The following is a 25,847-nucleotide window of genomic DNA, read 5'->3' on the forward strand; positions in this document are numbered from 1 at the left end:
CACGGAGTCGCCGGTGCGCCGCCCGGCCGTTCCCTGGCCGCGGAACGCGCCCACCACGACCGTTGCCGTACGGCCTTCGCCGCGATGCGCGAGGGCGCGCGGGAGCAGGTGGTGGCCGGCGAGGACGTGTCCGCCTCGGGCGCCGACGCCGAGGCCCTGGGGTACGGACTGCGCACCCGGGCCAAGGAGTTCGGGGAACTGCCGGAGGGCCCCCTGTTCTTCGGCCGCCTCGACTTCGGTACCTCGCGCGCGGCGGGCGACCACGCCGGGCAGAGCTACCACGTGGGCCGGCTGCGGGTCTCCGAGGAGCCCGCCGCGCCCCCGCTCGTCGTGGACTGGCGGGCCCCCGTGGCCCGCGCCTTCTACCAGGCGTCGCCGCAGACCTCCGCGCCGGCCGCCGGGGAGGGCACGTTCGGGGTGGCCGTCCGCCGCCGCTTCGGCTGGGCGCCGGGCAGCCGGGGCGCCTCCGCCGACCTCACGGGCTACGAGGACGAAAAGCTGGAGGTGCCGGAAGTCAGCCCAAATGCGTTCATCAGCAACGTAGTTGAGGGAGCGGAGCCGCTACGGGCCTCCGCGGTCCTCACCGCCGAGATCGAGCGGCCCCGCACCGGGCCCATGCGGGACATCGCGGCGACCATCCAGCCGGAACAGGACCTCCTCGTGCGCGCCCCGCTCGACACGTCGGTATGCGTCCAGGGCGCCCCCGGCACCGGGAAGACCGCTGTCGGGCTGCACCGCGCGGCCTACCTGCTGTACTCCCATCCCCGGCGGCTGCGCCGGTCCGGTCTGCTCGTCCTCGGCCCGAACCCGGCGTTCCTGCGGTACATCGCCGAAGTGCTGCCCGCGCTCGGCGAGAGCGGCGTGCGGCAGTCGACCGTACGCGAGGAGATCGGCGGTCCGCCGGTGCGCGGCACGGACAGTGCGCAGGCGCAGGCCGTCAAACACGACGCGCGCATGGCCCCGTTGTTGCGCCGCGCCCTGTACGCACGGGTCGGCGGGACGGGAGCCGACGCGGAGACGGGCGAGGCCGGGGGCGGCGGGCCCGAGGGGGCCGGGGCCGAGGGGGCCGGGGCCGAGGTCGGGACCGGGGCCGTCGCCGAGGTGCCGCCCCTGGTCGTCCCGGACGGCTCGTACCGGTGGCGGGTCCCCGGCGCCGAACTCGACGCGCTGCTAAGGGCGGTGCGCGCGGAGGGCCCGCCGTACCTGGTGGGCAGGGAGCGGGTGCGCAGCCGGGTCGTGGCCGCCGTCCGGTCGCGGGCGGAGCGCCGGTCCGGCCCGCGTACGGCGGCCTGGGAGCGCCGCACGGGCCGCTGCCGCCCGGTGGCCGCGTACCTCGACTCCGTGTGGCCGCGCGTCCGGCCGCAGGAGGTCGTGTCCGCGCTGCTCGCGGAGCCCGGCCGGTACGCCGAGGGCCTGCTGACCGAGGCGGAACAGCGGGCGATCACCCGGCGCCGCACCGCGTGGAGCGCCGCAGACCTCCTGCTCCTCGACGAGGTCGCGGGGCTGATGGAACACCCCGCGACCTACGGGCACATCGTGGTGGACGAGGCGCAGGACCTCTCCCCGATGGAGTGCCGCGCGATCGCCCGCCGCCTGGGCCAGGGCTCGCTGACCGTCCTCGGCGACCTCGCGCAGGGCACGACACCGTGGGCGGCGCGCGACTGGCCCGCCCTGCTCGCGGGCCTCGGCCGCCCGGACACCGTGGTCACCGAGCTGACCACGGGCTACCGGGTCCCCGCCGAGGTCCTCGAACTCGCGGGCCGGCTCCTCCCGCAGCTCGGCGTGGACCTGACCCCGGCCCGGTCACTGCGCGCGGGCGGCGAGCTGACGCTGACCCGGGCCCCCGACCCGTACGCCGCCGAGACGGTGGCCCCGGCCGTCCGCAGGGCCCTCGCCCACGAGGGCGCGGTCGCCGTGATCGCCGCCGACCACGCGGTGGACCGGCTGCGTGCGGTGCTCACCGGGGCCGGGCTCAGCCCCTCGGCCCCGGAGGACGACCCGCCCTCCCGGCTCGTCCTCCTCCCCGTGAGCCTCGCCAAGGGCCTGGAGTACGACCACGTGGTGGTCGTCGACCCCGACGGGGTGCGCGCGGCGGAGGAACGCGGCGGCCACCGGCTGTACGTGGCGCTGACCCGCGCGGTCTCCGGCCTGGAGATCGTGCACGCGGGCCCCTCACCGCTGGGAGCGGGGGGTGCGGTGGTGCGGTGAGGCGCGGGGCGTCCGTACAGGCCGAGCCGCTCGTCGACGATCACGTCCCCTGCGACGCGGCTGATGCCGGAACGCCACACCTGCTGCGCGATCCGGTCGATCCCGGCGAGCGGGTTCTGCGGCGTGAGCGTGGCGCCGGGGAAGTCGTTGGCGTACGTGTGATCGAGGTCGGTGTAGTCGACCGTGCCGTCGGGACGGGTCCTGCCGCCCAGGGTGAGATCACCCTGGGCGACAAGGCCGAGATCGCCGTCAGCGTGCTTCCGCGGCGCTCGCCGACCGCGTAGACCGGCCTCTTGAAGCGCTGGTCGCCGCCAAGGGTGTTCCACGCCCCTGAGGTACCGAACGGTTTGGCCACCGCCCGGGGGACGAAGAACTGCTCGGCGAACCGGCTGTGCACGACCCGCCCGCTGTCCGGGTCCTGCTGGAGCAGGACCCACTGGGCGGTGGGGTGGTCCGGCTTCCGCATGATCTCCGTGATCCGCGGGTCGAGCCGGTCGGAACGGCCGTCGCCGGAGGAGGAAGCCGCCCTGGCAGTCACGCCCGAAGCCACGGCGAGGAGCAGCAGGGCGCAGCATCCGGCGGCAACGCGATGCCGAAGGGACACGGGATTCTCTCCGCGCACTGCGCCACGCACCGTTCGTCTCGGCTGTCTCCTGTCCACGGGGTCAGGTATGGAACCCGACGGGCGCCGGATGAGGACGGCGCGAACGGTTGTCACCCGGACGGCAGGGCGCATTCGTCGAAATGCGCGGGCAACGCGCGGTCGGGACCATGCGCGGGCAACGCGTGGTCGAGTCAGCCGGTCAGCGACCGCGGCCGGGCTCAGCGTTCAGGCATCGCTTCTGCCGGCGTCAGCCGGCGCAGGTGGTTACGTGGACCGTGCCACCCGCGCGGACGACCGTCGGGGCGTGCGGCGAGACCGAGATGACCGTGGCCGGCTTGCAGCCGGCCACGTGGGCCCGGGTGAAGTCGGGCGTGAGCCGGTGGCTGACGAGGGCCCTCCTGGCTTCGATGGAGTCCATGTCGGCCAGCGGGACGGTGACGGTCTTGCCGTTGATGGAGCCGTACAGCACCGTGGTGCTGCTGACGGTGGCCGTGGCGGCCGGCCGCGCGGTGTGCGCGTCGTTGCCGACCGCGCCGAAGGCCAGGGCGGTGCCTGCGCCCGCCACGACGAGGGCGGTGGCGATGCCCGCGATGGCCGTGGCCCGCTTGCGGCGGGCCCCGCGCGCGATGGTGGCCGTGTCGAAGTGCGGCTTCTCGGCGGCGTTCACGAAGTCGTTCATGGCGTTCACCAGTTCCTGCTCGAAGGGGGAGCAGCCAGAAGGCCGCGAACCGTGTGAGCTCATCGGGTTCCTTCTGTGGGCTGCTGTGGCGAAGGGCCGGAGGATGCGGGAAACCGGGCTCTGAGCTTGTCGATACCGCGAGTGAGCTGGGAGCGCACAGTGCTCCGTGAGATCCTCAGGTCGGCCGCGATCTCGTCATCCGACAGATCGTGGAAGTACCGCAGTACCACGACCGTCCGCATACGCATCGGCAGACCCTGGAGGGCTCGGACCAACTGGTCCCTCGTGTCCACCTGCCCGTACTGGTCCCCGGGGGCGGCACGGTCGCCGCCGTCCTGGTCCGGGACCGTGCGACGGAACTTCCGCCACCGGTCGTTGGCCAGGTTCACCATGATCCGCCGCACGTAGGCGTCCGGAGCGTCCTTGGCGGCGATGGTGCGCCATTTGCGGCAGGCCCGCTCCAGGGTCTCCTGGACCAGGTCCTCCGCGGCCTCGCGGTTTCCCGTCAATATGAGGGCCCCGCGGAACAGTACGGCCGACCGGGCCACGACGAAGTCGTTGAAGTCGTGTTCCGACCCCGACTCCGGCTCTGTCGGCCCGGGTTCGCTGCGTTCAGTACGGACATCGTGCTCAGTTGCCAGGTCCACACTCCCCCTCCCTTCCTGTCACCCTCCTCGACGGGAAAGCGGTCTCGTGTGCTGCACACACATCGTGAGACCTGGGTCACAGTGCCGGGTGGCGCAGGACCGCTTCGTGCGCCCTTGCGCCGCGGACAGCGGCAGTCCGGCGCCCCCGGGCCGTTCCTCCGCGATGAGCGGGATCCCGCCGGAGACCAGACAGGCTTCGAAGCCGTCGGCAGGTGGCAGGTGGCAGATCGAGCGTCGAGGCGGCCTCTGCCGGATTCAGCCGGCGGCACGACCGTCTCGGTGCCCCGCTGTGAGCGGCCGTACGGGCGTCCAGCCGGGCGGGACGGGCGGGACGGGTGGCTCAGGAAGGGCGGGGAACGCGCCGGACGCGTCAGACATGCAGTTCCGGGGAGTGGCCCGTCCACCGCAACTCGGCGGGCAGGTGCGCGAGGTCGTTGTGGACGAGGACGGAGGGCAGCCGCCCGGGAGCGTAACGGAGCACGGTCAGGCCGGTGTTGGCCTGGTTGAGGCCCATCCAGCGCCACGCGGGGGCGTCGAGTGCGTCCCGTACCAGCCAGCTCACGAGAAAGGCGTGGGTGACGAGGAGTTCGTGGCGGGGCAGGTCCCCTTCGACGGGCCCGGTGAACCGGCGCAGCGCCTCCTTGGCGAGCGCCGCCCCCGTCTCCGCCTCCTGCGCGGTGGTGTCCGCGAGCCAGTCCATCAAAGCCCCGGCGGCGTCGGCGGGCAGCTCGGCCCGCGTGGGCAGGTGCGGTACGTAGTCGCCGGCCTCCTCCGACTGCTCCAGCGGCAGCTGACCGGCCCGGCCCGCCCCGGCGGACTCGGCGACGAGGCGGGCGGTCTCCACGGCGCGCGGCAGCGGTCCGTGGCGCACGACGGAGAAGGGCACCTCCCGCAGCCGCTCCCCGAGCAGCCGCGCCTGCCGCCGCCCGGCCTCGGTCAGTCCGGACTCGTCCGGAGTGGCCTCGGCATGGCGGACGACGTACAGGGTGCGGGGTGCGGGCACGGCGGTTTCCTTCGGACGGGGGCGGGGCGGGCTCAGACCGGGGTCCGGCCGGTGGACGGGCCCGCCCTGCCTACCAGGCGGCGTGAACCCCTGACAAGGGCACGGAGGAGGGACGGGCGGCGGGGGTGGGCGCGGGGCGGGCGGTGCCGCGCGGCCCGCGTGAGACGTTCGGCCTCCGCCCGTCGGCGGAGATCGGAGGCCCTGGCGCGCATCAGGAGTTCGCTCGCGTAGAGGTTCATCACCCCGGCGATGCTGAGACCTCACCCAGGGAGAGAGTCAACAGCGTTTCCCGGGACGCGGGTCACCGGACGACTCACCGGTGCGGCTCAGGCCGTCCCGGACTTCGCGGGCGCGGAGACCGTGGACGTCGCGGAGGGCTCGGAGAGTTCGGGGGGCGTGTGCCGACGCAGGACGGTGAGGGTCACGAGGAGGGCGGCGGTCAGCAGGCCCGCGCCGACCGTGAACGCCAGGTGGTAGCCGCCCGCGAGGGACTCGGCCGCCCCGTGGCCCCCGGCCCGCAGGCGCTCGGTCCGCCCGGCGGCGAGCGTCGTGAGGACGGCCGCGCCCAGCGCCATGCCGATCTGCTGCGAGGTGTTGAACAGCCCGGACACCAGCCCCGCGTCGGCGGGCCCCGCCCCCGACATGCCGAGCGCGGTCAGTCCGGGCAGCGCGAGCCCGAACCCGGCGGCGAGCAGCAGCAACGGCAATACGTGCACGGGGTACTGGGCGTCCACCGGTATCCGGCTCAGCAGCAGTTGCAGGGCGATGAGGAGGACGAGCCCGGCGGGGACGACACGACGTTCACCGAAGCGCGCGTTGAGCCGCGCGGAGACCCCGAGCGAGAAGACCCCGATGGCCAGGGCGGCGGGCAGCATCGCGAGACCGCTCGCCGTCGCCCCGTATCCGAGCACCTGCTGGAGGTACAGCGCGAGCACGATCTGGAAGGCGAACATCGCGGCGACCGTCAGCATCAGCACCAGGTTCGCGCCGGCCACCGCCCGGGACCGCAGCACCCGCAGCGGCATGAGCGGCGTACGGGCTCGCGCCTGCCGTACGAAGAAGCCGGCGAGCAGCAGCAGCGCGAGCGCGCCCAGGCCCAGCGTCCGGGCCGAAGTCCACCCGTACGTCTCGACGTTGACCACGTCGTGGATGCCGAGCACGAGACCGGCGGTGACGAGCAGGGCCCCGGGCGCGTCGGCGCCCGCCCGCAGCCCCGGCCCGGTGTCGGCGGGCAGGGAGCGCAGCGCCCCGAGCACGACGGCCACCCCGATCGGCAGGTTGATGAGGAAGATCCAGTGCCAGCCGAGGGCATCGGTCAGCACCCCGCCGAGCACCTGTCCGAGGGAGGCGCCCACCGAGCCCGTGAACGCGAACACGGCCAGCGCGCCCGCCCGTTCACGGCGTCCGGTGAACAGCGTGACCAGGATCCCGAGCGCGACCGCCGAGGCCAGAGCGCTGCCGACGCCCTGCAGGGCGCGGGCCACGATCAGCGCGGCCGGGGAACCGGCCGTCCCCGCGAAGAGGGAGGCGGCCGTGAACAGCCCGATCCCGGTCAGGAACACCTTGCGCCGCCCCACCAGGTCCCCCAGCCGCCCGGCGAGCAGCAGAAGACCCCCGAAGGCCAGCAGGTACGCGTTGACGACCCAGCTCAGCGAGGCCGCACCGAAACCGAGATCCCGCTGAAGCGTCGGCATGGCGACGGTGACGATGCTCCCGTCGAGCACCGTCATCAGCCCGGACCCGGCGAGAACGGCGAGCGCGAGCCGGCGGCGGGGCGCGGGTGAGGGGACCTGAGTACTGCCCCGAAGGGGAGGGGGGAGTGGCTGTGCGGGTGACGGTTCCACGGAAGCGGACACGGTTCTCCTGTCAGAGACCCCGAAGGGAGGAAGGGGGAAGGAAGAACGACAGGAGCGACCGTAGCAGATGGTCCCGTTGCAGACTATCTATGACGGGTCGAGGTGGGGGGCGCGGGAAGGCGTTATGCGGGGAGGTGTCGTGCGGGCGGCGGCTCCTACTGCTACTGCCGTGGCCGCCTGGCGCTCCCGCGCGTGACCGGTGGCGCCTCGGTGACGTCGGCGAGGTGCCCCTCCGTCAGGGAGGTCAGTGCGGAGAGCAGGGCCTCCCTGGGCTTCTGTGGGAGCGAGGCGAGGGCCTCGGTGTGGACGTGGTCCACGATCTCCTGGCTGCGCGCGGCGACTTCGGCGCCCTTGGGGGTGACGGCGATGATCCGGGCGCGCCGGTCGACGCTGGAAGGCCGTCGCTCGGCGAGCCCGGCCCGCTCCAGCGCGTCGACGGTGACGACCATGGTCGTCTTGTCCATGTCCCCGAGCTCGGCGAGCTGGGCCTGTGTGCGCTCCGCCTCCAGGGCGTGCACGAGCACGCAGTGCATCCGCGCGGTGAGCCCGACCTCGCCGAGCGCGGCGGCCATCTGGGTCCGCAGTACGTGACTGGTGTGGTCGAGCAGGTACGAGAGGTCCGGTGCGGAACGGCGCGGCGACATGGCGGTCATGGGCACAGCGTAACAATTCGTCCACTGGCGGATGATCCGGTACGGGAGGAACGGCGCCCGGAACGTCAGCGGGGGCCGGTGGCCGGGGCCGGCTCCTCGGCGTCGGTGAACAGGTCCTCGACGCGGCCGGCGGTGAGGGCGCGGTCGAGCCAGCCGTCGAGCGTCGGGCGGTCCGTGCAGGCGAGGACGCGTGCACTCACCGGCTCGGGCACGTCGACCCCGCGAAGCCGGAGAATACGCAGAACGGAGAGCGCGACCCCTTCGGCTCTGCCTTCCTCGCGCCCCTCGCCCCTTCCTTCGAGGTAGGTCTCCTCGATGAGGGTCCCCCGCCCGGGAAAGTAGGTGCCTGGCATCAGCTTCCTCCATGTGTCTCGGGCCGGGGTGTGCCCCAGGCCGACTTCCAGTAGTTCGGAGTAGTACTTGACGGACTCGGGGTCCGCCAGGCTCAGCGCCTCGGACAGTGCTTCCAGTATGTCCGGTACCTGCCGGTGCCGGGCGTGTGTCATCGCGGAGAACGAGGCGAGTGCCAGATCGCTGGCCGCCTCGGCCGGGTCGGTGATGACGGGCACGTTGTCGGGGCCGAGGACGAGTGGCCGCAGGATCAGAGCGGACCACCCGTCCGTTCCCAGGTGGGCCGGGGCCGAGGCCCACGTGGCCGTGCCCCGGTCCTGGCAGACGACCAGGAGCAGTGCGGGGCACTCGTACTTGGCCATGAGGTAGGCGAGGTAGTACGCCCAGGTCGCCGGTTTCGCCTTGTCGCGGCGTCCCTGTGCCTCGATGGCGAGCAGGAACTCCTCCCCGGTGGACGGGGACACGCGCAGCACGCTGTCGACCCGGCGTTCGAGGGGGCGGATCTCCGTGACGTCTGCGGACAGGACATCGACGGTGATCTTCGGTGGAAGCGGGACGTCGAGGATGCGGAAGACGGGCGAGAGGAGCTCGGGCCGGTCCTGGAAGATCCGGTGAGACGCCTCGTGCGGGGACGTGACCATGGCCGGAGAGTAAACGCGAGGAAACGTTCAACTTCCGTACGAGGTAGCATATTTCACTCAAACGGGGCAACCGAACCGTAGTGCCGCGCCCGCGCCCGCCCCTGCGTCCGCGTCGGACCGGCGAGAGGTCTCGTCGCCGTGCCGGGGGCCGGAGCCGTCCTCCAGCGGGCCGGCGTTCGGCACCCCAGCGGCGGGGAGCGGCGCGCCCGAGAGGTGTGCGAGCGTCGCGCCGTGGGTGGTGGCCGAGGATGTCGGCACCCTGTTCGCCTTCGTGCCTCTTCGTACGCCGTGCTGCGCACCACCACGCGGGTGCCGCCCCGGTCCTCCGTACCCGTCCCGCCGGTCAGGACAGCGCTGCGGACAGCAGGTCGTACGCCGACTGGTCGAAGGCGATGAGCCGGACGTCCGTCACCTCGGTCGGTGTGGAGCGCAGCGTGTCGACGGCGATGCGGGCCGCCTCGGTGGCGGGGAAGCCGTAGACGCCCGTCGAGATGGCGGGGAAGGCGAGGCTGCGGGCGCCGAGTTCCTCGGCCACCTCCAGGCAGCGGCGGTAGCACGAGGCGAGCGCCGCGCGTTCCCCCTTGCCGCCGCCGTGCCACACCGGGCCCACCGTGTGGATGATGTGCCGTACCGGCGGGTCCAGCCGGTACGCGCCCGTGGCCTTCGCGTCGCCCGACCCGCAGGGGGCGATGTCCCGCCCCGCGCGGGCGAGTTCGGGGCCGGCCGCGCGGTGGATCGCGCCGTCCACGCCGCCGCCGCCCTGGAGGGAGGAGTTGGCCGCGTTGACGAGCGCGTCCGTGTCCTGCCGGGTGATGTCGCCGAGGACGACGGTGAGGCGCGGGCCCGCCCCGGGTGCTGCGCCCCCGCGTGTCCCGCCCTCGCGTGTCCCGCCGACGTCGGGACGGCCGTCCTTCCGCTCTTCCCCGGTCCCGTTGCGCTCGCTGTCGTCGCTCATGGGGCCGATCCTGCCAGGGGACCGGCCCGGACGCTGAGACGCTGAGAAGCTCATGCTCTCAAGCGCTCACAGGTCCAGGATCAGCCCCGCCGCGCGCAGGTCCGGCCACAGCGCGTCCGGTACGTCCACGCCGAAACCCGACAGGTTCGTGCGTACCTCGGCGGCCGTCCGCATGCCGAGGACGATGCCCGCGACGGCCGGGTGCCGCAGCGGGAAGGCCATCGCTGCCTGGGGGAGGTTCACACCGTGGGCCTCGCAGACCTCGGCGATCCTGCGGACCCGCTGGAGGAGGCCGGGGGTGGCCGGGGCGTAGTCGTACGAGGCGTCCGCGGGCGGCTGCGGGGCCGCGAGCACACCGGAGTTGAACACGGAGGCCGCGACGACCGACACGCCCCGGGCGGCGCACAGCGGCAACAGGCCGGTCCGCGCGCGCTGCTCCAGCAGGGTCCACCGGCCGGACAGCATGACGACGTCGGTGTCGGTCTCCCGGACGAGCGTGCTGAGCTTCGCGTCGTCGTGCATACCGGCCCCGACGGCGCCGACCACGCCCTCGGCGCGCAGTTCCGCGAGGGCGGGGAAGCCCTCGCGCAGCGCGTCCTCGAAGTGGTCCTCCGCGTCGTGCAGGTAGAGCACGTCGATGCGGTCCAGGCCGGTCCTGCCCAGGGAGTCCTCGACGCTGCGGCGGATGCCGTCCCGCGTGAAGTCCCAGACCCTGCGATGCGTGGCGGGCACCTTGAAGGCGCCGTCGAGCCCGCCCGCCGGGTCCTGCGGGACGAGGAGCCGGCCGACCTTGGTGGAGAAGGTGAAGGTGTCCCGGGGCAGGGTGCGCAGGAACGCGCCGACGCGGCGCTCCGACTGGCCGATGCCGTAGTGCGGCGCGGTGTCGAAGTAGCGGACACCACCGGCCCACGCGGCCTCCAGCGCCTCGGCGGCCGTGTCCTCGGCCACCTCCTGGAACAGCCCGCCGAGGGGTCCGCCGCCGAACCCGACCTCGGTGATCTCCACGTCGGTTTTCCCGAGCCGCTTCCCGCGCATGCCGATTCCCCGTTCGTTCACCGTGGTGGTGGCTCCTGCCGGAGCCCCGGCCGCCGCCGCGCCCACGGGTGGGAGCCCAACTGGGGTGCGGCAGAACCAGGTTAGTCAGGTCAGGGTTGATCGTCCGCCGAAGGTCACTGCTCCGTCAATGGTCCGGGGCCCGGTCCGGCTGGCTCCCCCAGCCCTGTCGGGCCGGCCTCCCGGTCCGGTCCGTACCGGCGGGCGGTCCCGCCCTGCCCGGACCGGCCCGCCCGGCGCCCGTGGTCACGGCGCGGTGCGGTGCGGGTGGAGTCGTCCGGACCGGGCCCGTCCGGCAGGCGATGACGAACGGTTGGGCGCGGCCGCGGGCGCCCAGCTCCGTCATCACGCGGTGCACGTCAGCGTGTCCGGCAGGTGCGGCGCCACCCGCCCGCACTCAGACCGGGGTGCCGGCGCGGCCCCGGCCCTCGCCGCCGTGCCCGGTCTCCACCACCGCGATCTCCCCGGCCTCCAGGGCGACGTACAGACCGAGGCGCCCGCCCGCACCGGCGGCCCCTTCGACCGGGGCGAAGCACAGTCCGTGCGGTTCCGAGTCCGTTTCGCCCAGTGGTCCGAACCGTTCGACGCGTCCCTCCGGGTCGATGGCGCCGACCCGCCCGCTCGCCCACTCGGTGAACCAGCAACGGCCGTCCGGACCCGGGGTGATGGCGTGCGGACGGGCCCCGGGGCCGGGCAGCGGGAACTCCCGGACCACCCCGCCCGTGGTGATCCGCCCGATCCGGTCGCCGCTCAGTTCCGTGAACCACAGGGCGCCGTCGGGGCCGGGAGCGATCCCGTACGGCCCGCAGCCGGGGGCGGGCAGGTCGTACGACCGGGACCGGCCGCCGGTGTCGACGCGCCCGATGCGGTGATCGCCGCCCCGCGTGAACCACAGCGCCCCGTCGGGACCGGGGGTCAGGACGGAGGGCCGGCAGCCCGGATCGTCGAGGGCGTAGGACGTGAACTCACCTCCACCGACAGCGAGTCGGCCGACGCGTCCGGCGTGGACCAAGGTGCACCACACCGCTCCGTCCGCCCCTGCGGCGACCGAGTACGGTCCCGAGCCGGCCTCGTCCACGCGCACCCGCCGTACGGCCACCCGCCGGACGGAACCGTGCATCGGGGGCGGAGCAGCGGGCACAGGACCCGGGGGAGCGGGCATGACTGCCTCCGAAAGGCTATAGCGACATCCGTAGCTTTAACGGCCTAGGATGATGGCACGTGTCCCGTCCGCCGAGCAATGGAATTGGTCCGTGAACGCACCTGATCAGGCCGGCGAGCCCGTACGCCGCCCCGGCGGCCGTAGCGCGCGGGTACGCGCCCAGGTCCTGGAGGCGGTGTGCGCGCTGCTCGTGGAACGGGGCTACGACGCCCTCACCGTCGACGCGGTGGCGCAACGTGCCGGGGTGCACCGGACGTCCGTCTACCGGCGCTGGCGGGACATCGGCGGCCTGCTGGCGGACGTGTTCGACGCGGCGGGCGGCGACGACTGGCAGCCCCGTGACACCGGCTCGCTGGAGGGCGATCTGACCGCGCTCAACGAGGAGGTGCTCGCGGGCCTCGCCGAGAACCCGCCGGTGACGCGGGCCCTGATAGCGGCCTCCTTCAGGTCGGCCCAGGCCGCGGAGGCGCTGCGCCGATTCTGGGCGGACCGGTACCTGCGCTGCGCGCCCGTCGTCGAGCGGGCCGTACGGCGCGGCGAACTCCCGCCCGGCACCGAGGCGCGGCGGCTGCTCGTGGCGGGAACCGCCCCGCTCTACCACGAACTCGTCCTGCTGCGCACCGCCCCCGCCCCGGACCTGCCCGCCCGCGCGGCCCGCGCGGCGGCGCTCGCGGGCGCGGCGGGAGCCTTCACGGCGTAAATCGGGGGGCCTTTACGACGTGAACCGGAGCCTTCACGGCGGAAACCGGGGGCCTTTGCGACGTGCCGGGGCCCTCGCGACGTGAACGAGCCGTGCAGCGAACGGGTCTTTCCCCGTGACTGCCCAGCCGTCCGGAACCATCGCCGTCCGGAACCATCGCCGTCCGAACCTTCGCCGTCCGGGCCGAGGGGCCGAGATGCCCAGCGCCCGAGGTCAGACGCCCAGCGCCCGGCACGCCTCGGCCGTGAGGCGGTCCGCCTCGTCGAGGGCGGGGTCCAGCGTGTCCGCGGTGGTGCCGAGGGAGGCGAACACGGCGTGTGCGCGGGCGGCGAAGTGGGGTGGTGCGAGCGGGAGTTCACCGGCCGACCGGACGGCGCCCTTTTCGTTGAGCACCCAGGTGCCCGAGCCCGCGTGCAGTCCCTGGACGAGCAGCCCGACCGCGCGGAACAGGCACCCGGCGACGTAGAAGCCGTCCCCGCGCGCGGCCCCCTTGCGGGCCCCGCCGAGGATGAACGGGGCCTCCCACCGCATGTTGTCGACGAGTGCGGCGGACAGCGCGGCCGGGTAGCGGCTCGCCACCGAGCGCAGCCCGCCCAGTTCCCCGTCGGGATCGGACAGCACCCGCCCGAGCACCAACTCGCCCACGTACGTAGGGGAGTAGAAACCGAGTGGATGCCCCGGCTGGGTCCCCACCTCGAACCGCCCCGCCTCGCACTGCTCGTGGACGCGCCGTACGCGGTCGAGGTCCCGGTAGATCCAGTCGACCCGCGTCCCGTCGACCGTGAGCCACGCCCCGCCGTCCACCCAGGGGCCCCAGCCGCCGGGCTCGGTGGCCTCGACGTGCTCCCCGGTGAGGTCGCGGGCGATCCGGCGCAGGGCCCCGGTGTCCAGCGGGCCGCGGTAGTACAGCCCGAGGTCGACGTCGGAGTCCGGGGCGTGCGCCCCGCGCGCCCGGCTGCCCCCGAGACACACCCCGACCACCCCGTCGACCTCGGAGGTCAGCCGCTTCGCCATCCGCACCCAGCGCTCCATACGGGAGATTGTGCCGGGTGGGAGCGCCGACAGCGACGGAATTGCGGGACATGCGGGGACGGGGCGCCGCCGACACGCAACGGGGCGTCCCTGGACTTCAGTTGCTGATGGCCGGTGCCGCGCGCACGTAGGTCCCGTCAGTGGCCCGGCCGAGCAGGAAGGCCGCCATGTCGGCCCGGCTGATCGAGAGCCCCACGACGCCGTGGCCGTAGTACCCGGCCCTGACGTCGCCGGTGGCGGGCTCGTCGTTCAGTCTGGCCACGCGGACCAGCGTCCAGTCCAGGCCGCTCGCGCGTACCGCCTCCGCCGCCGCCCGCACCTCGGCCCAGGGCCGGGGCGCCGCCGTCCTGACCAGCCGGACGAGGGCCCGCACCTTCAGGTCGGGCCGGTCCTGCGGGTCGGGGGCGCTGCACGTGGACACGACCACGAACCGGCGCACGCCCGCCGAGTCCATGGCGGCGATGATCCGGCGGGTGGCGGCGCTCTCCGAGCCGACCCCCTCGATGACCGTGTGCGCGGTGCGGACCGCTTCGAGGATCGCCGATTCGTCGTCCAACTCTCCGTGTATCACGCGGAGTTCAGGGTGGGTGATGCCGAGTTTGGCGGGCGTCCGGGCGTATGCGGTGATCTCGTGCCCCGCGTCGAGGGCCTGCCGCACCAGCAGCCGGCCCATCCGTCCCGTCGCGCCGAAAATCGTGAGCCTCATGAGGGCGGACACCATCCTTACGGGAACCAGTGAGCGAGTGAAACCAGCAACCACGCAACCGCTAAAGAATGCTTACTGGTCAAGCTAGCACGGCGGTCTAGGATGATGGGCGTCATGGAGCAGGCGGAGGACCCCGGGACAGCGCGGTGCATGGAGATCCTGTCGGTCGTCGGCGACCTGTGGACGCTGGCAGTCGTCATGACGCTGGAGGACTCCGAGCTGCGCTTCAACGAACTCCAGCGAGCGATCCCGAAGGTGAACGCGGTCACCCTGACCAGCCGGCTGCGCAAGCTCGTCGACGCGGGCGTCGTCAGCCGGGTGACGGAGTCGAGAAGCAGGCAGTCGACGGTGTACGCGCTCACCCCGTTCGGCCGCAGACTGCTGCCGATCGTCCACGCGGTCCGCACCGTAGCCCTCGACCTGGAGCACTCGGGCCACGCCCCGCCCCCGGCGGGGAACGGGACGGACGGCGCGCCGTAGCGGCCCGGGCGGCGGTTGAGCGGCGGACGGGGCGGTGTCCCACCGGCCCGTCCGAGACGTGCCCCGGGCCCTGAACCGACAGGCCTGGTTGAACCGGCCGCAGGCTGCCGGGCCTCAGCGAGAAGACCCTGACGCAGACGCTCCGCGAGATGGATGCGGACGGGCTCCTGACGCAGGGAAGCGCACGACGTGCCGCCCCTGTAGCGCGTCTACCCACTGACCGGCTTCAGTCGCGAACTCGGCAGCGCCCCACGCGCGCGGAACCCGCCCCGCAGGCCCGTGCCCCGTCGGGCACACCGAGCGCGGCGGCGGCGCGTCAGGCGCACCGGCCTCGCACGAAGGAGCCGCCTCACTCCCCGGCGATGAGCAGCCGGTAGCCGTAGTCCATCGTCTCCCGGGCGAGCAGGTCGGCGTGGCGGCGGTGCCAGGCGCCGGAGTCGAGGTCGGCGCGCAGGCGGGCCATCGCCGGTTCCACGACGGAGGCGGGCAGTTGCGCGAAAGTGGAGCTGGCCTGCCGGACGACCGGGTCGAGGAAGAACTCGGGCCGGCGCCAGTAGGCGATCTGGAAGCCGTCCGTGAAGTCGTGCGGGACGTCGAAGGGCAGCACGGTGTGCGCGCCGAGCGCCTCGGCGACCTCGGTGAGCGGGGCGAAGCGGGCGTGCTCCATCTCGCGGATCTCCGGCAAGTACTCGTCGAGCAGCTACAGTCGGGGCTCGTGTGCGGGGTCCCAGGTGAAGACGGCCTGCCTGCGGGCGACGCGGCGCAGCTCGGCGAGCCCGCGATGCGGGTCGGGCCAGTGGTGGATGGTCATGACCGCCATCGCCGCGTCGAAGGAAGCGTCGGGGAAGGGCAGTTGCTCCGCACTGGCCTTCACCTTCACGGCCCCCGGGTGCTGGTCGAGCATGACCTGCGCGGGGTCGACCGCCGTCACCTCGGCGTCCTCGGACTCGTAGGAACCGGCGCCCGCGCCGACGTTGACGACGGTGCGGGCGCCCGACAGGGCCCCGCTGATCAGCGCGTGCAGCCGGGGATCGGGGACCCGGACATGGCTGTACCCGATGCCGATGTGGTCGTAGATCGCCGGCGCGCGGCCGGTGGATGCGTTGTCCATGGAGCCAAGCACAGCAGTTGTGCCGGGCGGAGGCCAGGGACCTGCCTCGTCAGGCGGACCGGGCCTCGTCAGGCGGACCGGGCCTCCTCGGTCGGCGAGGTCGGCGAGGTCGGCGAGGTCGGCGCGTCGGGCTCGGTGGCCTTGGCCGGCTCGGCGGGCGCGGCGGCGGTCGGGCGGGGCCGTCCGGGCAGCAGGAGCGGGGTGGCGAGCAGGAGGACGCCGGACAGGGCGATCGCGGCCAGTGGGCTGGTCAGGGTCGCGAGAGCGCCCCACACCACCATCAGGGCGGCCTGGAGGAGTTTGCCGACGGCGCTCCACGTACTGAGGATCCGGGCGGCGTGGTCCGCGGGAGTGCGGTGCAGTCGTTCGGTCGCGTAGATCGGGTTGAAGACCCCCATGCTGGTGATCAGCAGACCTTCGACCACGATCACCACGAGCAGGCCCGGGACGCCGGGACGGACGAACACGAGGCCGAGCGGGAAGACCGACCGCAGCCAGCCGGAGACGTACATGACCCGGTCCTGGCCGTAGCGGGCCACGAGGCGCGCGGAGAGGCGGGCGCCCACGAAGCCGCCGAGCGCCGGGACGCCGAAGGCGAGACCGTACTGCCAGGCGGGGAAGTGGTACTGGCCCAGCAGGAGGACGGACAGGAGCGGGGCTGTGGCCATGATCAGGCCGCCGACCAGGACGGAGTTGAGGAACAGGCCCCGCAGGGTGCGATCGCGCAGGATGAACCGCCAGCCGCCCAGAAGACGGGCCCCACGCGGCCCGCCGGCCTCCGCACGGGGCGCCGCGACGTCGCCGCCGCGGATGCGCAGGACCCCGAACGCGGACAGCAGGTAGCTGAGGGCGTCGGCCAGGACGGTGACGACCGGGCCGAGCACCCCGGTCAGCGCACCGCCGAGGGGCGGCCCCACCGCGGTCGCCACCCAGCTCGTGCCCTCGAACCTCCCACTCGCCACGAGGAGTTGCCCGCGAGGTACGAGATACTTCAGATACGCGCCGGACGCGGCGGTGAAGGCGAGGTTCGCGGCCCCGGAGACGACCGAGACGGCCAGCAGCTGGCCGTAGGAGAGCAGGCCGAGGACGTACGCGACCGGGACGCTCGCCATAGCGGCGAACCGGACCAGGTCCATCGCGATCATCACCGGCCGCTTGGCCCGGTGCTCGACCCACGGCCCGAGCGAGAACGCGACGACGGCCGCGACGGCGAGCCCGGCCGCCTCCAGGAGCGACACGGCGAAGGCCGAGGAGTGCAGCACCCGGACCGCGATGAGCGGGAACGCGCCGAAGGCGGTCCACGTCCCGTACGTACTGACGGCATAGGCGGACCACAGCCAGTCGAACTCGCGCCCCAGCCGCACACGCGCACCGCGTCCCAGCCCGACGAGGTGGGCACCGTTTCCCGGCCCGACGGGGCGCGCCGTGCCGTCCGGCCCGCCGCGCGCACCGCGTCCCAGCCCCACGCGCATCCGGCTCCGCCCTCCACTCGATCTCGCTCGATCCCGCGCGCCGGCCACCTGGCCACCTGGCCACCTGGCCGCCTGGCTCCAGGGCTCCAGGGCGGGCTCCGGGGCTCCGGCGCACAACCAATGGTCGACTCCAGACATCCCACCAGCCTCACCATCCCCTGATCAAACAACCATCCCTCGCGAGTGACACAACCAATGGTTGGGCAGAGCTAGGCTGGACTCATGGATACCGAGGCGGTGCGGTCGTTCGTCCGTGCGGCGGAGCTGGGGCAGCTGCGGCACGCGGCCGACGAGCTCGGCGTCACACAGCAGGCCGTGTCGAAGCGGGTCGCGGCCCTGGAGCGCGAACTCGGCGTCCGCCTGTTCACCCGTACCGCGCGAGGGGTCGAGCCGACACTCGACGGCCAGGCCTTCCTGCCGCACGCCAGGGCCGTCGTCGCGGGCGTCGACCGCGCGGTCGCCGCGATCCGGCCGGGTTCGCGGGCCCTGCGGATCGACGTCCTCGGCCTGCGGTCGGCGCAGGCCGTCCTCCTGCACGACTACTGGAGCTCGCACCCCGAGACCGATCTGGACGTGGTGACCCTCAGGGTGAACGATCCGCGCCTGGCGGTCGCCGCCGTCCAGGCCGGCGACGTCGACGCCTCGTTCCGCTCGGTCACCGACCCGGCCGACCTGCCGCGCGAACTGCGCATGATCCACGCGTTCGACTCCCCGCTGGAACTCCTCGTCGGCCCGCGCCACCCGCTGGCCTCGTCGCGCACCCTGACCCCGTCCCAGCTGCGCCCGCACCGGATCTGGGTGCCGGGCATCGCGCCGCGCAGCGAATGGGGCGAGTTCTACGAGGAGTTGGCCACCCACTTCGGCCTCCGTGTCGACGCCGCCGGGCCGAACTTCGGCAACGAGGTGCTGCTCGACGTCCTCGCGGACTCCGCCGACGTCGCGACCCTCGTGGGCTCGCGCGACCGGTACCTCTGGCCGGCCGGCCACGACCTGCGCCGCATCCCGATCGTGAACCCGACACTCGCGTACCCGCTCTCGCTGATCCTCCCCCGAGCCGCCCCGCACCCCGGACTCCGCGCGGTCCTCGACCACTTCGGGAGCCTGCCACCGCTCCCCGGGCAAGTGTGGCGCCCGTCCTGGGCACCGCCCCCACGCAGCACCGCGACGACGCAAACCCCACACCCGCCGGACGAGTCCGGCGCGGGGTGACGTGACCGCCCGCCGCCGAAGACCGTGGCCGACGAGGAGTGGCGCCGGGCGCCCTCGCGCGCGGGGTCGCCGCCGTGCGCGGCCGCGCGTCCGGCGAGGCCGGGAGCTGGTGTGCCGGCTGAACGGGGACACCACTCGCCCACGGTCAGGCGTCGGCCCCTTCGGCAGGTCGTGCTGACGCCGTAGCCGGGGGCGGGGCACCGGAACCCCCTAAGGTGTGCAGCGCAAAGACCCGTCAGCCGGTCTTCGGCCGTTCCGACCCGGAGGTGCCATGCCCCCGCAGATGAAGCTGAGCGCGATCAACCTGGACTGCCCCGATCCGCTGGCTCTGGCGGCGTTCTACCAGCAGGCCATGGGACTCGAACTCCACCCGGAGTCGGACGCCGACTTCGCGGGCCTCAACCGCGAGGACGGACTCCTCATCGGTTTCCAGCGGGTCGACGACTACCGGGCTCCGCGCTGGCCCGGCCAGACCGTCCCCCAGCAACTGCACATCTGCTTCAAGGTCGACGAGGACCTGGAGGAAGCCGAGGCCCGGCTGCTCGAACTGGGTGCGGGCGTGCCGGAGTACCAGCCGCACGGGGTCAAGGCGCGGGTGCTCACCGACCCGGCCGGGCACCCCTTCTGCATCGTCAGAGGCTGAGCGGAAGGCCACCCGGCGTAGTACGGCCGCCCGGCCCGGTGTGTCCGAGCGGTCCGGTGTGTCCGAGCGGTCCGGTGCGGCCTCCCGGCCTCAGCCCTTGACGGCCTCCGCGATCCGCCGGGCGACCTCGGCAGGCGTCAGGTGCGTGGTGTCGACCACCTCCGCCTCGGCGTGCAGCCAGGTACGGGCCGCCTCGGCGTAGGGCTCAAGGTAGTGGAGTCGAAAGGAGGAAGGCCCCATCACCGTGTCGCCGTTGATGCGGCCGAGAAGCGTCTCCTGATCGGCGTGGAGTACGAAGTGCCGCACGGGGATGTCGTATTGGGCGAGCCCGGCGCTGATCTCCCGCCAGTACCGCTCGACCAGGACGGTCATGGGCATCACCAGGGTGCCGCCCGCGTAGTCGAGTACGCGGCGCGCGGTCTCGACCACGAGGGGCCGCCACGGCGGCCAGTGCTGGAAGTTGTCCGTCGCGGGCAGCCCCGGCGTGATGTCCATGAGCGTCTCGCCGACCTTCTCGGCGTCGAACACCCGGGAATCCGGCAGTAGTTGCCGCACAAGTGCGCTGGTCGTCGTCTTGCCCGCGCCGTGCGTACCGTTGAGCCATACGATCATGACTCAAGGCTAGCCCCGTACAGGCTTCGGGAAGGGCGAAGCGGACCAGCCCTTCGGGGCGGCGCCCTCCTACTACCGCTGTCGCCGCTGCTCCATGACGTCGGCGACCACGCAACTGACGTTGTCGGGGCCGCCGGAGCCGTTGGCGAGGGCGACGAGTTCGCGGACCGCCTGCTCGGGTTCACTGATCTCGGAGAGCACCCGGTGGATCTCATCGGTCGGCACGACGGTCGACAGTCCGTCGGAGCAGAGCAGGTAGCGGTCTTCCCGCCGCGCGTCGTGCAGACGCATGTCGGGGGTGCCATCGGCTCCTTGGCCCAGGGCTCGTAGCAACAGGGACCGCTGGGGGTGGGAGGCGGCTTCCTCCGGGGTCAGGCGTCCTTCGTCGACCATCGACTGCACCATGGTGTGATCGTGGGTGATCTGGAACAGCTCTCCGTCGCGCAGGAGGTAGACGCGGGAGTCGCCGATGTGGACGAGGGCCAGTTGTGAGCCGGTCCACAGCATCGCGGTGAGTGTGGTGCCGGCCTCTTCGGACGATGAGGCCGGTCGGGCGACGCCGTTGACGGCCTGCTTGACCTGTTCGACGGCGTCCTCCAGGAGGTTGAGGAGATCGCCTGCCGGGATGCTTTCGGTTTCGAGGCGCTTGAGCGCGTCGACGGCCGCGGCACTCGCGGGGGCTCCTCCGCTGCCGAAGCCGTCGGCGACTGCGAGCAGGCGGGACCCTGCGTAGGCGGTGTCCTGGTTGCTCTCACGGACAAGGCCCGTGTCGGAAAGAGCGGCGTAACGGATGCCCAGGGGTTTGGCAGTCGGAGACACAGCGGGGTCCTTCCAGGACAGATGGCCGACGAGGAACGAAGCGAGGTCCCGCCGCGCGGCGGTGTCGGCCTCGACCTCGGCCCAGAACGCGCGGACCTCCCGGGCTGCCGGGCCTGCCTCCAGCGTGCAGACGTGCTGGATGCGGGCCAGCGGCATCCCCAGGCGCCGGAGCCAGGCGACCAGCCGGGCTTGCTCCAGCTGCTCCGGGGCGTAGCGGCGGTAGCCGGTCACCGGATCGACCCGGGCGGGCGTCAGCAGACCGAGCTCGTCGTAAAGCCGCAGCGCCTTCGGCGACAGCCGGGACGCCTTCGCGAACGCCCCGATGGTCAGCAACCGCATGCCCGTCCCTCCTCGCACCGGACACGGCGCCCGGCCCCACCGATGCTGCGGGCTCCCCCAGGGGGAAGGTCAACCCGGAGCTTCGTCGGGGCGAAGGGCCTTCCCGTTCCGCTCCGCGGGTCGTGAGCCAGAACCTGCGAAGGAGAGCACGTCCCCCCAGGACATGAAAGATCATCTCATCGTGTGCCCAATGAGCTTTCGGCGTCTGTTCCGGCGGACTCTCCACCGGAACCCTGAGTTCTGGATTGCTGAGCATGACAACTGTCGTCAGAGTCGCTTAGTTCTTGGCGTGCACCGCGCTTGCTGCCAGCGGGCGTCTCATCCCGCGAGGCGGGCAAGGTCAGGACTGCGCCGCCCGGAACGCGAGATACCGGCTGAAGGCTTCGTGGCTGTCGGGGGTGAAGCGCCACTCCAGCAGGGCCGACCGCAGCTCCGGCCCGGTCAGCCAGCCGTACCAGGCGACCTCGTCAGGATCGGCGGCCACGGCGTACGGCGCCACGGCTTCGTGCACGCCGAGCCAGTGCGGGCTCAGGCCGCTGCGGTTGAGGAACGTGAACAGCAAGCGCGGCAGCACACACATACCCAGCTCTTCGGCCAGCTCCCGTGCGGCGGCCTGTTCATAGGACTCGCCGACATTTACGGCGCCACCGACCACCACCTCGTAGAGCCCGGGGAAGCGCGACAGCTGTACCGACCGCCGATGGACGAGGATCCGCCCCCGCTCATCACGACACACCGTCACGGCCACCCGGTGCAGCCAGCCCTCCCGGATGGCCTGCCGACGGCTGGCCACCACCCCCAGCAGGCGATCCAGATCGTCGACACGCTCCACCAGTTCGTCCACGACGGACACCCTGGCAGAGCCCACCGACAGCGCCGCTTCTCGGCGCCCTGCGGAACCGGCCCAAGAGCACCTGCGCGAGGAAGCCGGACCGGGATCGCGACAGTTGCCGTGCACATACGGCACCTGGCGTGCTCAGCCTCACTCATCCGCCCCCAGTGGCGAAGCGCACTCCTGCAAGCAAGTGCTTGCAAAAGTTAGCGGGGGTGGGGCAGGGTAGGGGGCATGGCAACGCTCAATGTCGGTAACCTTGGTGGGTTTCTGCGGGAGCAGCGGCGGTCCGCGCAGTTGTCCCTGCGGCAGCTCGCCGAGGCGGCCGGGGTGTCGAACCCGTATCTGAGCCAGATCGAGCGCGGGCTGCGCAAGCCCAGTGCGGAGATCCTGCAGCAGCTCGCCAAGGCGCTGCGGATCTCGGCCGAGACGCTGTACGTGCAGGCCGGGATCCTCGACGAGCGGGACCGTGCCGAGGTCGGTACGCGGGCCGTGCTGCTCGCCGATCCCTCGCTGACCGAGCGGCAGAAGGACACGCTGCTCCAGATCTACGAGTCCTTCCGCCGGGAGAACGGGTTCGTGAACGAGGCCCGGCCCGCACCCGCGCCTCCGTCCCCGTCCGACGTCGCCACCGACGCCACCGAAGCCGGTTAGGCGCCGCGTCGTTCGTCCGGGAGACGCTTCAATTCCTGCGCCCGGCGGACGTGTTGCCCAACCACCCTCATCTCGCACTGTGTTCCGGGAGGACCACGCCATGGCCATCACCGAAGACCTGCGCAAGACCCTCACCGACCCGACCCCTCTCTACTTCGCCGCCGGTACCGCCGATCTCGCCGTCCAGCAGGCGCTGCGGCTCCCGCAGTTCATCGAGCAGGTGCGGTCCGAGGCGCCCGCGCGGTTCGAGGCCGTCCGGGCCACCGACCCCAAGGAGGTCCAGGACCGGGCCGCCGCGCGGGCCAAGGAGGCACAGGGGCTCGTGCAGGCCAAGGTCACCGAGGTCCTCGGGACCCTCGGGTCCCGGGAGGCCCGCGAGGCCGAGGTGAAGCGGATCGCGGAGACCGCGCAGGGCCTCGCGCTGCGCGGGGTCGGGCTCGCCGCCGAGTACGCGGTGCGCGCCAAGGAGACCTACGACAAGGTCGCCGAGCACGGCGAGAAGACCGTGCGGACCTGGCGCGGGGAGGCCGCCGAGGACATCGTGGACGTCGCGGCCGTCGTCGAGCCCGACGCGCCCGCCCCCTCCGCGCCCAAGGTCGCCACCGACCCGGACGCCGGACTCGACGACGCCCCCACCCCGGCCACCGCGCCCAAGGTGGCGACCGACCCGGCCGAGGAGGTGCCCGCTGCGCGCAAGCCGGCCGGTGCGCGCAAGGCCCCGGCCGCCAAGCCCGCCGCGAAGCGTGCCGCCAAACCGGCCGCCAGGCCCGCCGCCCGGTCGGCCGCGACGAAGGACACCCCGAAGAAGGACACCCCGAAGAAGGACGGCGCGACGAAGGACGTCCCGAGTGAGGGTGGCGAGGGCGGGAGCACCGTCGCCGGGCAGTGACGAACGGTGAGCACCGGACGGGGCCGGGCCGGGGGTGCGCCGCGAGTGCGTGAGGCCGGAGGTGGGTACGTACGTCCCCGTGCGGGTGGTGCGGGTGCGTACGTACCCGCACACATGTGCCGCGGGGTGCGTGTCCGCCGGGCCCGCCACCGTCGTGGGGCGGCTGCCGCTGCTGCGCCTCGACGGCCTTGTCGGGCCTTCCCGGTACGGTGGGTGGGCAGTCAGTGTCGCGGTCCCGGCCCCTGGCCGGCAGCCACCCGGCGCGTCCGCTGAGAAGCAGCGGCGAAGCAGCGAGAAGCAGCGGCGAACCGCAAGAAGCAGCGGCGAAGCCGGAGAATCAGTCGAACCGGACGGTGACCATCGTGTTGATGCAGGGTTTCAGCAACTTCATGTCGTTGCTGTCGATCGCGCTGATCCTCTTCAGCGCCTTCGCGTTCCTCGACAGCCTCTTCCGGCGGGAGGACGCGTTCCGGGCGGCCGACAAGAAGACCAAGCCGTTCTGGGCGATCGTCCTCGGTCTCGCGCTGGTCGTGAGCCTGCTGCTGCCGATCCTGTCGTTCCTGCCGCTGATCGGGCTCGTCGCCGTCATCGTGTACACCGTCGACGTGCGGCCCGCCCTCAAGCAGATCACCGGGGGCAGCGGCCGGCGCCGTGGCGGCTCCAGCAGTGACGGGCCCTACGGCCCGTACAACGGCGGCCGCTGAGCCACCCGCCGCGGCCGGCTGTTCGGCGGGGCCGCGCTCAGCGGGACAGCAGGACGACGGCGACGTCGTCCGTCAGCTCCCCGCCGTTGAGGTCGCGCACCCGGCTGACGGTCGACTCCAGCAGCTCCTCGCCGTGCAGACCGGCCCGCATCCGTTCCCGGACCAGGCCCACCATGCCCTCCTGGCCCAGCCGCAGCGTGCCCTGCCCGACGCGGCCCTCGATGAGGCCGTCGGTGTACAGCATGAGGTTCCAGTCGCCGCCCAGTTCCACCTGGCTGCGCGGCCAGCGGGCCCGGGGCAGCAGGCCCAGCGCCGGGCCGTTCGAGTCCTGCGGGAGCAGTTCCGCCCGGCCCCCGCCCCGCGTGACCAGCGGCGCGGGGTGCCCGGCCAGGCACAGGCCCGCCCGGCGCCCGTCCGCGCTGATGTCGACGGTGCACAGGGTCGCGAAGATCTCCTCGTCGTCCCGTTCGTGCTCCAGGACCTGCTGGAGGGTCGACAGCAACTGGTCCCCGCACAGCCCGGCCAGGGTCAGCGCCCGCCACGCGATGCGCAGTTCCACGCCGAGCGCCGCCTCGTCGGGGCCGTGCCCGCTGACGTCGCCGATCATCGCGTGCACCGTGCCGTCCGGCGTGCGCACCGTGTCGTAGAAGTCCCCGCCGAGCAGCGCGCGCGAGCGGCCCGGGCGGTAGTGCGCGGCGAAGCGCAGCGTCGAGCCCTCCAGCAGCGGAGTCGGCAGCAGTCCGCGTTCCAGCCGGGCGTTCTCCTGGGCGCGCAACCGGCCCTCGGTGAGCTGGCGCTGCGCCGCGTCGGCCCGTTTGCGCTCCACCGCGTACCGGATGGCGCGGCTCAGGACCCGCCCGTCCAGCTCGTCGCGGAACAGGAAGTCCTGCGCTCCGACCCGTACGGCGCGCGTCCCGCGCTCCACGTCCTCCGAGGAGGTCAGCGCGAGGACGGCATGGCGGGGCGCGAGGTCGAGGACGCGGTGCAGGGCCGTCAGCTCGTCGTCGGCCGCCGCCTCGGCGTCCGCCTCGTCCCGGTCCTGCTGACCGGCCCCGGTCGCGGTGGCCGCTCCCGCCGGCTGTCCGGCCGTACTCGCCCTGCCGGTGGGCAGGTTGAGGTCCAGCAGGATGCAGTGCACGTCGTCCGTGAGCAGCCGGCTCGCCTCGGTGAGGTTGCGGGCGGTACGGACCCTGATGGGCTTGCCCGAGGCGTCCAGCATGTCGGGGATGCTCAGCGCGCCCGAGGGGTCGTCCTCGACGAGCAGGAGCGTGAGGCTGCCGCCGCCGGTGGGCGGGGTCGCGGGGAGCGGGGACTGCGCCGGGGCGGAGAGGGCGTCGCCCTCCCGGGAGGTGTGCGGCGCCTCCTGCCCGTGTTCCCGGCCCGGGACCTGTTCCCGGCTCTCGACCGGGGCCCGGCCCTGTTCCTGCTCCGGTCCCCGGCCCGGGTCCCGTTCCTGCGGCGTCCGGGCCGTCCGGTCGCCCGTCGTGGGCGGGACCGGTGCGTGCTGCGGGGCGATATGCGCTCCTCGTACGTTCTCGGGGGCGTGGGCGGGGCCGGCCGCCTGGGCCGTACCGTGCGCGAGCAGCCCGGACCCCGGCGCCGGGGCCGCCGGACGCGAACCGTCACGCGCGGTGACGGGGCCGGGGTGCGCCGACGGGGCGGTGGACGGCGGTCCGGGCAGGTCCGGCCGTCCGCTTCCGTTCCCGGATGCGGGCATCGTCTGCTTCCTTTCCCTCCCCCGAGGGCATGACGGGGCGACGAACGACGCCCCACCAGACGGGGACCTTAGCGGCAGCCAGCGGGGTAACGGAATGCCACCGGACACGCGGCAGC

Annotated in this window: 27 protein-coding genes and 1 pseudogene; 10 read left to right on the top strand and 18 right to left on the bottom strand. The window is 73.2% G+C overall.

The window, feature by feature from the left end; all coding sequences use genetic code 11:
* Positions 1-84 precede the first annotated feature (84 nt).
* Together AB0J21_RS03695 and AB0J21_RS03700 are read left to right on the top strand one after the other, a co-directional pair.
* Positions 85-2,208: an ATP-binding domain-containing protein gene (locus tag AB0J21_RS03695; protein ID WP_363144159.1), complete on the top strand. Its 2,124-nt coding sequence runs from the start codon at positions 85-87 to the stop codon at positions 2,206-2,208.
* A complete protein-coding gene (locus tag AB0J21_RS03700; RefSeq protein WP_363144160.1) occupies positions 2,205-2,492 on the top strand; it encodes a hypothetical protein in 288 nt (95 codons plus the stop codon). Before AB0J21_RS03695 ends, AB0J21_RS03700 begins: the two co-directional genes overlap by 4 nt.
* 567 nt (positions 2,493-3,059) lie before the next feature.
* Here the strand turns inward: AB0J21_RS03700 and AB0J21_RS03705 are convergent.
* The 9 genes from AB0J21_RS03705 to AB0J21_RS03745 form a co-directional block, all read right to left on the bottom strand.
* Positions 3,060-3,554 carry a hypothetical protein gene (locus AB0J21_RS03705; RefSeq protein WP_363144161.1) on the bottom strand — a complete coding sequence of 165 codons (495 nt, stop codon included), beginning with the start codon at positions 3,552-3,554 and terminating at the stop codon, positions 3,060-3,062.
* Entirely contained in the window at positions 3,551-4,138 is a 588-nt protein-coding gene (locus tag AB0J21_RS03710) for a SigE family RNA polymerase sigma factor (protein WP_363144163.1), read from the bottom strand. Before AB0J21_RS03710 ends, AB0J21_RS03705 begins: the two co-directional genes overlap by 4 nt.
* Before the next feature lie 370 nt (positions 4,139-4,508).
* Positions 4,509-5,141 (bottom strand): histidine phosphatase family protein, encoded by a 633-nt coding sequence (locus AB0J21_RS03715; protein ID WP_363144164.1) that lies wholly within the window; start codon positions 5,139-5,141, stop codon positions 4,509-4,511.
* Between the two features lie 326 nt (positions 5,142-5,467).
* The gene (locus tag AB0J21_RS03720) at positions 5,468-6,874 is read right to left on the bottom strand and encodes an MFS transporter (RefSeq protein ID WP_363144681.1); all 1,407 of its coding nucleotides are present in this window, start codon (positions 6,872-6,874) and stop codon (positions 5,468-5,470) included.
* Positions 6,875-7,158: 284 nt separating this feature from the next.
* Entirely contained in the window at positions 7,159-7,650 is a 492-nt protein-coding gene (locus AB0J21_RS03725; RefSeq protein ID WP_363144165.1) for a MarR family winged helix-turn-helix transcriptional regulator, read from the bottom strand.
* Between the two features lie 65 nt (positions 7,651-7,715).
* Positions 7,716-8,642, bottom strand: coding sequence for a hypothetical protein (locus AB0J21_RS03730; protein ID WP_363144167.1), 927 nt, complete (start codon positions 8,640-8,642; stop codon positions 7,716-7,718).
* 343 nt (positions 8,643-8,985) lie between these two features.
* Positions 8,986-9,597, bottom strand: coding sequence for an O-acetyl-ADP-ribose deacetylase (locus AB0J21_RS03735; RefSeq protein WP_363144168.1), 612 nt, complete (start codon positions 9,595-9,597; stop codon positions 8,986-8,988).
* Positions 9,598-9,663: 66 nt separating this feature from the next.
* Complete coding sequence (locus AB0J21_RS03740; RefSeq protein ID WP_363144682.1) at positions 9,664-10,632, bottom strand: aldo/keto reductase; 969 nt, start codon at positions 10,630-10,632, stop codon at positions 9,664-9,666.
* Positions 10,633-11,047: 415 nt separating this feature from the next.
* Positions 11,048-11,770, bottom strand: coding sequence for a virginiamycin B lyase (locus AB0J21_RS03745; protein ID WP_363144169.1), 723 nt, complete (start codon positions 11,768-11,770; stop codon positions 11,048-11,050).
* A gap of 133 nt (positions 11,771-11,903) precedes the next feature.
* Here AB0J21_RS03745 and AB0J21_RS03750 point away from each other — a divergent pair, with 133 nt between their 5' ends.
* Positions 11,904-12,512: a TetR/AcrR family transcriptional regulator gene (locus AB0J21_RS03750; protein WP_363144170.1), complete on the top strand. Its 609-nt coding sequence runs from the start codon at positions 11,904-11,906 to the stop codon at positions 12,510-12,512.
* Positions 12,513-12,725: 213 nt separating this feature from the next.
* On the opposite strand, the gene AB0J21_RS03755 is transcribed toward AB0J21_RS03750, so the two are convergent.
* Positions 12,726-13,544, bottom strand: coding sequence for a nucleotidyltransferase domain-containing protein (locus AB0J21_RS03755; RefSeq protein WP_363144171.1), 819 nt, complete (start codon positions 13,542-13,544; stop codon positions 12,726-12,728).
* A gap of 97 nt (positions 13,545-13,641) precedes the next feature.
* Positions 13,642-14,250 carry an NAD(P)H-binding protein gene (locus AB0J21_RS03760; RefSeq protein ID WP_363144172.1) on the bottom strand — a complete coding sequence of 203 codons (609 nt, stop codon included), beginning with the start codon at positions 14,248-14,250 and terminating at the stop codon, positions 13,642-13,644.
* A 114-nt stretch (positions 14,251-14,364) separates the two neighbouring features.
* Between AB0J21_RS03760 and AB0J21_RS03765 the strand changes: the two genes are divergently transcribed.
* Both AB0J21_RS03765 and AB0J21_RS03770 read left to right on the top strand, forming a co-directional pair.
* A complete protein-coding gene (locus tag AB0J21_RS03765) occupies positions 14,365-14,730 on the top strand; it encodes a helix-turn-helix domain-containing protein (RefSeq protein ID WP_363144173.1) in 366 nt (121 codons plus the stop codon).
* An 80-nt stretch (positions 14,731-14,810) separates the two neighbouring features.
* Positions 14,811-14,931: pseudogene (locus AB0J21_RS03770) on the top strand (winged helix-turn-helix transcriptional regulator); the annotation flags it as partial.
* Between the two features lie 148 nt (positions 14,932-15,079).
* Here the strand turns inward: AB0J21_RS03770 and AB0J21_RS03775 are convergent.
* The 3 genes from AB0J21_RS03775 to AB0J21_RS03785 form a co-directional block, all read right to left on the bottom strand.
* Positions 15,080-15,397: a hypothetical protein gene (locus tag AB0J21_RS03775; RefSeq protein WP_363144174.1), complete on the bottom strand. Its 318-nt coding sequence runs from the start codon at positions 15,395-15,397 to the stop codon at positions 15,080-15,082.
* 33 nt (positions 15,398-15,430) lie between these two features.
* A complete protein-coding gene (locus AB0J21_RS03780) occupies positions 15,431-15,841 on the bottom strand; it encodes a class I SAM-dependent methyltransferase (RefSeq protein WP_363144175.1) in 411 nt (136 codons plus the stop codon).
* Positions 15,842-15,909: 68 nt separating this feature from the next.
* The gene (locus AB0J21_RS03785) at positions 15,910-17,313 is read right to left on the bottom strand and encodes an MFS transporter (protein WP_363144176.1); all 1,404 of its coding nucleotides are present in this window, start codon (positions 17,311-17,313) and stop codon (positions 15,910-15,912) included.
* A 222-nt stretch (positions 17,314-17,535) separates the two neighbouring features.
* Here AB0J21_RS03785 and AB0J21_RS03790 point away from each other — a divergent pair, with 222 nt between their 5' ends.
* On the top strand, positions 17,536-18,522 hold the full coding sequence (locus AB0J21_RS03790) for a LysR family transcriptional regulator (protein WP_363144177.1): 987 nt from the start codon (positions 17,536-17,538) through the stop codon (positions 18,520-18,522).
* Positions 18,523-18,793: 271 nt separating this feature from the next.
* Positions 18,794-19,165 carry a VOC family protein gene (locus tag AB0J21_RS03795; RefSeq protein WP_363144178.1) on the top strand — a complete coding sequence of 124 codons (372 nt, stop codon included), beginning with the start codon at positions 18,794-18,796 and terminating at the stop codon, positions 19,163-19,165.
* Between the two features lie 90 nt (positions 19,166-19,255).
* Here AB0J21_RS03795 and AB0J21_RS03800 read toward each other — a convergent pair whose 3' ends face one another.
* From AB0J21_RS03800 to AB0J21_RS03810, 3 genes are all read right to left on the bottom strand, one after another.
* Positions 19,256-19,777: an AAA family ATPase gene (locus AB0J21_RS03800; protein WP_363144179.1), complete on the bottom strand. Its 522-nt coding sequence runs from the start codon at positions 19,775-19,777 to the stop codon at positions 19,256-19,258.
* Between the two features lie 72 nt (positions 19,778-19,849).
* Entirely contained in the window at positions 19,850-20,935 is a 1,086-nt protein-coding gene (locus AB0J21_RS03805) for a MerR family transcriptional regulator (protein WP_363144180.1), read from the bottom strand.
* Between the two features lie 340 nt (positions 20,936-21,275).
* Positions 21,276-21,788, bottom strand: a complete 513-nt coding sequence (locus AB0J21_RS03810; RefSeq protein WP_363144181.1) for an NUDIX domain-containing protein — start codon at positions 21,786-21,788, stop codon at positions 21,276-21,278.
* A gap of 213 nt (positions 21,789-22,001) precedes the next feature.
* Between AB0J21_RS03810 and AB0J21_RS03815 the strand changes: the two genes are divergently transcribed.
* The 3 genes from AB0J21_RS03815 (at position 22,002) to AB0J21_RS03825 (ending at position 24,014) form a co-directional block, all read left to right on the top strand.
* Positions 22,002-22,421 carry a helix-turn-helix transcriptional regulator gene (locus AB0J21_RS03815; protein ID WP_363144182.1) on the top strand — a complete coding sequence of 140 codons (420 nt, stop codon included), beginning with the start codon at positions 22,002-22,004 and terminating at the stop codon, positions 22,419-22,421.
* A 100-nt stretch (positions 22,422-22,521) separates the two neighbouring features.
* On the top strand, positions 22,522-23,310 hold the full coding sequence (locus tag AB0J21_RS03820; protein ID WP_363144183.1) for a hypothetical protein: 789 nt from the start codon (positions 22,522-22,524) through the stop codon (positions 23,308-23,310).
* Between the two features lie 368 nt (positions 23,311-23,678).
* Positions 23,679-24,014, top strand: coding sequence for a DUF2516 family protein (locus tag AB0J21_RS03825; RefSeq protein ID WP_363144184.1), 336 nt, complete (start codon positions 23,679-23,681; stop codon positions 24,012-24,014).
* Between the two features lie 37 nt (positions 24,015-24,051).
* On the opposite strand, the gene AB0J21_RS03830 is transcribed toward AB0J21_RS03825, so the two are convergent.
* Complete coding sequence (locus tag AB0J21_RS03830; protein ID WP_363144185.1) at positions 24,052-25,731, bottom strand: SpoIIE family protein phosphatase; 1,680 nt, start codon at positions 25,729-25,731, stop codon at positions 24,052-24,054.
* Positions 25,732-25,847 lie beyond the last annotated feature (116 nt).

This window comes from Streptomyces sp. NPDC049954 (assembly GCF_040656295.1).
In the GTDB taxonomy this organism is placed as follows: domain Bacteria; phylum Actinomycetota; class Actinomycetes; order Streptomycetales; family Streptomycetaceae; genus Streptomyces.